Source organism: Acidithiobacillus albertensis (assembly GCF_001931655.1).
GTDB classification, from domain to species: domain Bacteria; phylum Pseudomonadota; class Gammaproteobacteria; order Acidithiobacillales; family Acidithiobacillaceae; genus Acidithiobacillus; species Acidithiobacillus thiooxidans.
This window is the reverse complement of record NZ_MOAD01000031.1, coordinates 1-7,460: the sequence shown is the minus strand read 5'-3', so window position 1 is coordinate 7,460 and position 7,460 is coordinate 1. Positions and strand designations below refer to the sequence as shown.

The window sequence follows — 7,460 nt, the reverse complement described above, 5'->3', positions numbered from 1 at the left end:
GTTTCACATTGCCCAAGGCTTTGAACCGGTCTGCAGCAGCGGCCAGGTGTACGCCATCCGCCTTGAGATGTTTCCGCACGCGGTTGATCTCGAGCGGATGAAAACAGCGGACCAAGCAGGTTTCGGCTGCAACGGACGTATCTGGGGAGGACGCAGTCTTTTTCATGTTTTCGATAATATCAAAATGATATGCAACCACAAGCCCAAAATGCCACAATGAACAGGCGGGACAGGCGGGGATTCGCCGGCCTGGTCGACCACTGCCTGCTCACCAAGCAGGCGGTCCGTTTCGGTATCCGGCACCAGCTTGATGATGCCGCGTGTATCGAAGTTGACGAACGCTCTCTGAACATTGTCGAGGGCGAGCGAATGTCTGTCTTAATGCCTTGCACATGGGCTGTCTGCTCACTCAGAGAGAGGATAGACCTGCCAGGTTTCCACAAGTTGGCCCTTATTTTATGACTCGCAATTTTCCGGAATTCTTAACAAATCTATGAGATGTTCTCCATGATTTCATGCAACCCATTACTCCCCAAACCATGTTGTAGTTCCCATTGCCCATGTTTATTTCGGTAGAGTAACGTGGGCGTTGCTTCTTCACCCGTACGGATAAGCAGCTGAGTATTATTGCGCACTGCGCGACGTATCAAGGGGGGAGGATTGAGGGCTGGACGGATCCCGCCTTCTTCTGTTTGGGTATTGAAATGCGATTCATCATAGGCCAGTGCTTTAGCTGGATTATTCGCCATCAGGATGGATGCGGCTTTGGCGGGACTGGTTGGTTCCAGAAATCCCACCAGAACTACCCGTAACCGCAATTTTCCAGCCCCGATGATGGGCAGAGCTTTCTCATACAATCTATGGCACCAGATACAGTTAGGGTCCATAAATGCCGTCAACTCAGGCCCCTGATGCCCGACCAGAAAAGTGTGTGCGTGGGTGATCGCTGCAGCAATAGCACTTGGAGGAAGCGCCTTGGGATTGGCGTGTTGGGGCTTTGCCATTTCCTGAAAAAGCATGTTCTCCTGGGCAGGTGCAGCCGTGGCCGCCAACGGAAGTGTGATCAGCCATCCAGTCAGTAGCCATCCTGATAACCTTCTTTTTTCCATCTATGCACTCCTTGATAATCTGTAGGTAATGATCTCCTGGGCGACCAATCTCCGGTGGCATTTCCTGGACGCGAATGTCCCGTGAGTCGCCTACGTTTCAATAATACTCACCGCAAATGCGGCAGCAGCCCGGAAAGCTGTTTTTCAGAAATCATGCCGGGGATGCGGCCAATTTGACCATTTTTGAGACGATACAACATGGCGGGCGTGCCATTGAAACCCAATGCACCCATCATTTCCAGATTATGCTTGAGATCCTGGGTTGTTTTTGCTGTGGGTGTGGCTTTGGGAAGGCTGCGATAGTCACCGCTCTGTAACGCCGGACCAACAATGGATTCAAAATGTTTCAATGTTGCCAGAGGATGGGAAGATTGCAGCCAATCAGCGACCTCTGCCGGACTTTGTGGCGTCAGGAAGGCCACGGGGACATAACGGACCGTCAATTTTCCGGCCTTGATCAAGGGGGCCTCATGATTGTACATCACATGGCAGTAAGGACAATTGGGATCCTGAAAATCATAAATGATGGGACCGTGGTGGCCTTCCTGAATATAAGTGAGGTGATGCGCCAGAATATGCTTCCAAAGAACATTCGCCGTCAGTTTTTTGGGCGGTATAGCTGTAGCCGTTCCCGTGGCTGTCTGAGCTTCAGCGAAAGTCATGCCGAAAAGTAATAGACTACTGCCGAATAGCCCGATTCCCAGCCATTTCAGCCAGCGGGTTCTCATCCTGTTTTTCATAGCGCGCTATTCTCCTGGTAGATTGATTATTTCAGATTCGGAATGATGGTCAGCAGTTCCCCGCGAGATACCATGCCGGGCATTAACCCTGTTGTGCCATTTTTGCGTTCATACAAAATGGCGGGTACGCCCATGGAGTGGGTACTTTGCAGTACAGCCATGTTCACTTTTAATGCGTGAAGCGTCTGTGGAAGTGCTTTGGCTTGCGGCAGACCAACAGGTCCCTGGGGTCCCATAGGTGCCGCGAAACTTTTGGCAGCCAATCCCTCAAAATGTTGCAGCGCCTGGACCCGATGCGGGGATTGCAGAATAGCGGCCGCTTCAGGCGTGCTACTGGGCAGCAGATAGGCGACCGGCACATAACGCACGGAGAGTTTTCCGGCTTTGATTAGCGGTTGTTCCTCATCGTACATACCGTGGCAATAAGGACAATTCGGATCAAAAAAATCATAAATAACCGGTCCTTTATGCCCTTCCTGGATATAGGTCAGTCGCTGTCCAATGTCCTTCCAATAATTGTCCTGAGCCATTTTGGGTAAAGGCGGAAGTTCTGTGGCTGCCAGGGCAGTTCCTATGCCCAAGGTGCCGACCAGCATGCTGGATATAATGGTCAGTTTTGTGATGCGGTTCATAGCGGTCTCCTCAATTATTTTCTATAACTTCAACGATCGGGCATTGTATGGCCCAGCTTCTGCCGCAGGTGCTGCAGGAGCGTTTCGGGTCCTTCATAACCTTCATATTGGGCAACCAGATGCCCTTGCGCATTGACCAGCAGTACTGCGGGTGGTCCAAATAACTGGAAATAATGAAGCAGGTGGCGCGATGCGGCATCGCTCGCTGTCACATTCACCCGAATCAGCGTGAGTGGTTGCAAGGCCTTTTCTACATGGGGATTGTCATAGGTTTCGACATCCATACGCTGGCACTCTACACACCAGGTTGCCCAGAAATCCACCAATACCGGGTGCCCTTTTGCTGCGGCCAAAGCCGATTGCAGCTGGGGAAGGCTGCGAACCACGGTAAACTGGAGGGGATGATGCTTTTGAAGTGCATGGTTCTGTAGAGGGGCGACTGAAACCTCTTTTGCCACGAAAGGTGCCAAAGGTTCAAGCACCAGGGAAGCACCCGCCGAGGCACCGACTCCGAGAACCACACCATAGACAACAGCCAGTATGCCGAGTCCCTGGAAGAATCGGGGCCATCCCCCGGAATTGGCTGCAAACGCCCCCAGAAAAATACCTGAGAGGATGGCGAGCGCTGACCATAAGGCCAGCGTAACCGGTCCCGGCACAATTCGTGATAGGAACCAGATGGCCACTCCCAGCAGAACCACGCCAAAGACGGCCTTTACGCCATTCATCCATGTGCCGGCTTTGGGCAGAAAATGTCCGGCAGAAGTCCCGATGATCAGCAGGGGGACGCCCATGCCCAACCCCAGAAGGAACAGGGCCAGTCCCCCCAGAACTACGTTGCCGGTGTGGGCAATGAACAGCAGAGCCCCCGCTAATGGGGCCGCGACACACGGTCCGACGATCAGGGCGGACAGCACACCCATCACGAAGGCGCTGAAAAAGTGTCCGCCCTTCCCGTAACGGGACAGGCGCGATTGTATGGCATTGGGCATCTGCAAGTCGTAGAAACCGAACATGGAGAGCGCCAATACGACAAACAATGCACTGAATCCACTGAGCACCCAGGGGTTTTGAAAAAAGGCCTGCAGATAGGATCCGGTGATCGCTGCAAGAACCCCGGCAACCGTATAGGCCAATGACATACCCAGCACATAGGCCAGAGAAATCCAGAATGCATGCCTTCTGGACTGCTTTACGGTCAACTGCGTGTTCCCCTGACCGACCACCAGGGAGGACAGAATGGGAATCATGGGGAAAATGCAGGGTGTGAAGGCTAGTCCAAGGCCCGCCAGAAAGAAAAGCAGTAGCGTTAAGAGGACTTGTCCACCGGCTAATCCTGCTGCGAACTGCCCATATTGACCGGCCACCACTGAAGGTTGAACCGGCTTCTGCAGAGCAGGATGCGTGTCGGCCAAAGCCGGAGCATGCCGTACGGTGCTGGCAATAATTCCCGTCGGGCTTAGCGTATAGCTTTTCGTGATGATCGGGTAGCAGACACCGGCATTGGCACATCCCTGAAAACTGCTGGTGACTCGAAGTTGCTTGGGGGGCGTGCCCGTAAAATGTACGGGCACCCGAATCGTGGTGGTATCTCCCTCATAAACAGCCAGGGTTCCGACCCCTGGTATGTTCATCGGTTTGCCCGGTGGCAGGGTATAAGGTGCCAAATGGGCAGAACGAGGGCTCACCTGTAAAGTGATCCGATTGCGGTAGAGGTGATAATGGGGTGCGGCGATCCACTGGAGGACCAGGGTGTCGTTTGGGGCCATGCGCGCCTTAAAGCGGAAGGCTTTGGCCGGTGCTAGAAATGGTGAGCGATGCACGCTATTGGTGGACGACATCAATGACGAAGCGCTGAGGCTTGTCACTGGAACCACTGTACCGGCAAAGGCAGAAGTAGATAGCATCAGCAGCAATGCGATGAGCGGTGCCCACAGCCCAAAAAAGGAATTTCCCGCTAGTCTGATGAGATGATCTCCTCGTTCCTGATAAGTGCGGCGTAAAACTGGATGCTTCATTCGTGTTCGCTACCTCAGTGCTGTTGTTGTAAAACCCCATCACCGACTGCTGTTTCCCAGTACAACATGGGGTCACAGTCCGGTTCAACTGTTCGGGCGGCAGCAGCGGCCTGATCGGGTGGATGTCCTTCCAGTAAGGCCCGATACCAGGCCGCCTCGCTTGGGGACAAGCTGCGCATTAGTACGTTTTCCTGTGGGCGCACAACCAAGACGCTATCACCACCAAGTGCATCCAAATCCAGCGTACTTTCCGCATCGGGGTGCTGGCACAGTTGCCAGAGTGCCATCAGCGGATAGCTCGACTCCACCAGGTGCAGGGAAGCATGTAATCCATTACCGATAAAGTTTTCTGCTGCAGAATAAGTTTCATGACTGGCCCATTCCAGCCGTGCCATATCCGGTAAATAGGCGAGTTCCCGGGTGAGAGGATGGTGGGCAAGAAAGGCGGGCATATGCTCGCCATAGGCGTTGCGATCGCCAGATAATGAGGGAATGGAGCGACCGTAGGAATAGGCGACTTCACGAAAACAATCCTCTCCAATCAGCACGAAGATCGCACCGTAAACATTTTTGAGGCTTTCGTTGCAGAATAGCAAGTGGCGGAATGTTCGTATCCCATTCAATAAGTGTAGGGATTGGGCGGCCGATAATCTGCAGGGCTCGTCGATAAAGCGTCCAGACTTCGGGCCAGACTGCCTGACTGTGCGTATCGATGAATACTTCCTGACCTAAAGCAGTTTCTATCGAAAATCCTGCCAAATGAATCTCATGGATGGTATCGGCATTGATATTTACCAAGTACTCATCACTATTTATTCCGAGATTCCGGCTGTTGACGTACAGATTGTTGATATCCAGCAATAACCCGCACCCCGTACGTTCTACCAGGGCATTTAAAAAAGCCCATTCTGCCATCTGGCTCTCGTCAAATTGCAGATAGGCTGAAACATTCTCGATCAGGATTTGTCGCCGAAAGGCATTCTGCACTTGGTCAATCCGATCACTGACATGCTGCAGCATCTCTTTGGTATAAGGTATAGGTAATAAATCATTAAGATAGCGCCCTTCCGATGACACCCAGCAGAGATGTTCGGAAACCAGTCCCGGTTCATAACGGCTGATCACTTGCTGCAGTTGTTGGAGGTGTTCCTTATTCAATGGGTCCGCACTCCCCAGAGACAGGCCGACGCCATGCAGGCTCACGGGATAATGACTGCGCACCTGGTGCATCACCCGATGGGGCAAGCCACCCGCAGCAAACAGGTTTTCACTATGTGCCTCGACCCAGGCTGTGTGTGGTTTGCCTCTTTGGAAATCGCGATAATGGCAGGCACGAAGGCCAATCCCTGCAGCTACTGGAATTTCCCCATTAGAAAAGATGTTCATGTGAATTGCCGTAGTGTCCTGGATCATCAGCGTGTTCTCCTGGCTACCAGCATTCTGAAAATATGCCGAGGCCAGTGAGACCTCGGTCCCCCTTATTTATTTCTTAGCGGGGGTTTTAGCTGGGGCCTTTCCGGGGGTCAGGCTGCCACCCACGATTTTCAGGCAAACCCCTTTCGGTACGGCCAGCCAGGCATCGGGATTACCATTGGTTTTTGCGGAACCGGGAGTAATACCGCCTATGGACATACACTGGTTTTGATGCGCACGGGCAATGCCGTAACACTTGACATAGCCCGATGGCATTCCTCCTGCCATCGCTGTGCCAGCAAAGCCCACTCCAGCCATAGTGACAGCCCCAGCAAGCAGTGCACGCTGGAAAGTATGCTTACGATTTGTCATTTCCTTACTCATGATTAACTCCTTTTTCATAACGACCACGCGGTTTTCCCCGAAGGGAACGGTGCCTGACACTCACGACTCCGTCAAACTCACCTGATACCCCAAATTTCGCAGTTGAGTAGAGCCGGCGTGGCGGGTGGGGGTATGCCACCTACTTTATCTCTTATCGGGGCGGCAACCCGGCGCAGGCGGTTTTTTATGATATCCCGTTCGATACGCATTTACGCCAATCCCCTTCAAACCCTACTTATTTTCAACTCTCGCACCCATCCCCTTGAGCCCTGGCCAGCAGTGGATCAAGTTGTAGCTTTTGATGGGCAAACGTTCCCCATAACGCTTCGCCAGCGATCACGGTGATCGGCGCGCCCCGCACCCCATAGCGTGATTTAGCCTCCTAAGCCACGCCGGGAGCCGTTACGTCACGTTTCTCATATGCGATATGGTGTTCTTCAAGGTAACGGCGCACGGCAGCGCAGTCGGGGCAGCCGGGACTCGTGTAAAGCAGCACAGGATCATACATAGCGGATCGGCGTGCAGGGCTTCAGCCCCGCACCTCCGCCTCATAACCTTCTTCCTTGACCGCCGCGATCAATGCGGAAATCTCGGCCTTACCGCGCACTACGGCTTTTCCAGGTTCCAGCGTGACATCCGTATGTTCCACGCCGGGCACGCTTTCCAGTGCCTTCGTCAGGGCACGAACGCAATGCTCACAAGTCATGCCAGTAATCTTCAGATGGATCTCACTCATGGGTTCACTCCTGTTGCGAATGTAGTAAAAGGGCTATTCAATAAGCTCGTATAAATATTATTCAACCGCGCATGGCGTCAGCCACACGCTGGAGTTTATCGCGCACCTCAATGCCGAGCGTGGTAATTTGCGGCTTGTCCACCATGCCAAGCACGGCGGCGGGATCCATGAATACCACACTCACGCTGCCATCGGCTTCGGTGCGTACCACCACGTTGCAGGGCAGCAAGGCACCAATGTCAGGATCGGTCTCCAACGCCTGATGAGCGTAGGACGGGTTGCAAGCACCGAGAATGACATAAGGTCGCCCTTCAATGCCCAGTTTGGCCTTGAGTGTCGCGGCCACATCAATCGTGGTAAGCACACCAAATCCTTCCACCTTGAGGGCCTCGGTGACCTGCCCTACAGTGGCATCAAAATCGCCCTTG

General features: G+C 53.3%; 11 protein-coding genes. 1 reads left to right on the top strand and 10 read right to left on the bottom strand.

Annotation, left to right across the window (positions count from 1 at the left end):
* Positions 1 to 220 (top strand): hypothetical protein (locus tag BLW97_RS19835; RefSeq protein ID WP_207650642.1); only part of this gene is annotated, 220 nt, incomplete at its 5' end.
* Positions 221 to 491: 271 nt separating this feature from the next.
* On the opposite strand, the gene BLW97_RS16655 is transcribed toward BLW97_RS19835, so the two are convergent.
* The 10 genes from BLW97_RS16655 to BLW97_RS16610 form a co-directional block, all read right to left on the bottom strand.
* Positions 492 to 1,109 (bottom strand): thioredoxin fold domain-containing protein, encoded by a 618-nt coding sequence (locus tag BLW97_RS16655; protein ID WP_075323988.1) that lies wholly within the window; start codon positions 1,107 to 1,109, stop codon positions 492 to 494.
* A gap of 107 nt (positions 1,110 to 1,216) precedes the next feature.
* On the bottom strand, positions 1,217 to 1,849 hold the full coding sequence (locus BLW97_RS16650) for a thioredoxin fold domain-containing protein (RefSeq protein ID WP_143214957.1): 633 nt from the start codon (positions 1,847 to 1,849) through the stop codon (positions 1,217 to 1,219).
* 26 nt (positions 1,850 to 1,875) lie between these two features.
* Positions 1,876 to 2,481 carry a thioredoxin fold domain-containing protein gene (locus BLW97_RS16645; protein ID WP_226825949.1) on the bottom strand — a complete coding sequence of 202 codons (606 nt, stop codon included), beginning with the start codon at positions 2,479 to 2,481 and terminating at the stop codon, positions 1,876 to 1,878.
* A 29-nt stretch (positions 2,482 to 2,510) separates the two neighbouring features.
* A complete protein-coding gene (gene dsbD / locus BLW97_RS16640; RefSeq protein WP_226825950.1) occupies positions 2,511 to 4,499 on the bottom strand; it encodes a protein-disulfide reductase DsbD in 1,989 nt (662 codons plus the stop codon).
* Positions 4,500 to 4,513: 14 nt separating this feature from the next.
* Positions 4,514 to 5,047 carry a DUF2063 domain-containing protein gene (locus BLW97_RS16635; protein ID WP_226825951.1) on the bottom strand — a complete coding sequence of 178 codons (534 nt, stop codon included), beginning with the start codon at positions 5,045 to 5,047 and terminating at the stop codon, positions 4,514 to 4,516.
* Entirely contained in the window at positions 5,019 to 5,912 is an 894-nt protein-coding gene (gene bufB / locus BLW97_RS16630) for an MNIO family bufferin maturase (protein WP_075323987.1), read from the bottom strand. The genes BLW97_RS16635 and bufB overlap by 29 nt, the downstream gene beginning before the upstream one ends.
* A gap of 69 nt (positions 5,913 to 5,981) precedes the next feature.
* Positions 5,982 to 6,131 carry a BufA1 family periplasmic bufferin-type metallophore gene (gene bufA1 / locus BLW97_RS20500; protein ID WP_404813201.1) on the bottom strand — a complete coding sequence of 50 codons (150 nt, stop codon included), beginning with the start codon at positions 6,129 to 6,131 and terminating at the stop codon, positions 5,982 to 5,984.
* 547 nt (positions 6,132 to 6,678) lie between these two features.
* Positions 6,679 to 6,804: a glutaredoxin family protein gene (locus BLW97_RS20115; RefSeq protein ID WP_226825952.1), complete on the bottom strand. Its 126-nt coding sequence runs from the start codon at positions 6,802 to 6,804 to the stop codon at positions 6,679 to 6,681.
* A gap of 21 nt (positions 6,805 to 6,825) precedes the next feature.
* Entirely contained in the window at positions 6,826 to 7,032 is a 207-nt protein-coding gene (locus tag BLW97_RS16615) for a CopZ family metallochaperone (protein WP_075323986.1), read from the bottom strand.
* 61 nt (positions 7,033 to 7,093) lie between these two features.
* On the bottom strand, positions 7,094 to 7,460 hold a 367-nt coding region (locus tag BLW97_RS16610; RefSeq protein ID WP_075323938.1), incomplete at its 5' end, for a DUF302 domain-containing protein.

Excerpts from the sequence above, each read along its gene's own strand:
- BLW97_RS16655 (WP_075323988.1), bottom strand. The coding sequence starts at position 1,109 with ATGGAAAAAAGAAGGTTATCAGGATGGCTACTGACTGGATGGCTGATC.
- BLW97_RS16650 (WP_143214957.1), bottom strand. The coding sequence starts at position 1,849 with ATGAAAAACAGGATGAGAACCCGCTGGCTGAAATGGCTGGGAATCGGG.
- BLW97_RS16645 (WP_226825949.1), bottom strand. The coding sequence starts at position 2,481 with ATGAACCGCATCACAAAACTGACCATTATATCCAGCATGCTGGTCGGC.
- dsbD (WP_226825950.1), bottom strand. The coding sequence starts at position 4,499 with ATGAAGCATCCAGTTTTACGCCGCACTTATCAGGAACGAGGAGATCAT.
- bufB (WP_075323987.1), bottom strand. The coding sequence starts at position 5,912 with ATGATCCAGGACACTACGGCAATTCACATGAACATCTTTTCTAATGGG.
- bufA1 (WP_404813201.1), bottom strand. The coding sequence starts at position 6,131 with ATGTCCATAGGCGGTATTACTCCCGGTTCCGCAAAAACCAATGGTAAT.
- BLW97_RS20115 (WP_226825952.1), bottom strand. The coding sequence starts at position 6,804 with ATGTATGATCCTGTGCTGCTTTACACGAGTCCCGGCTGCCCCGACTGC.
- BLW97_RS16615 (WP_075323986.1), bottom strand. The coding sequence starts at position 7,032 with ATGAGTGAGATCCATCTGAAGATTACTGGCATGACTTGTGAGCATTGC.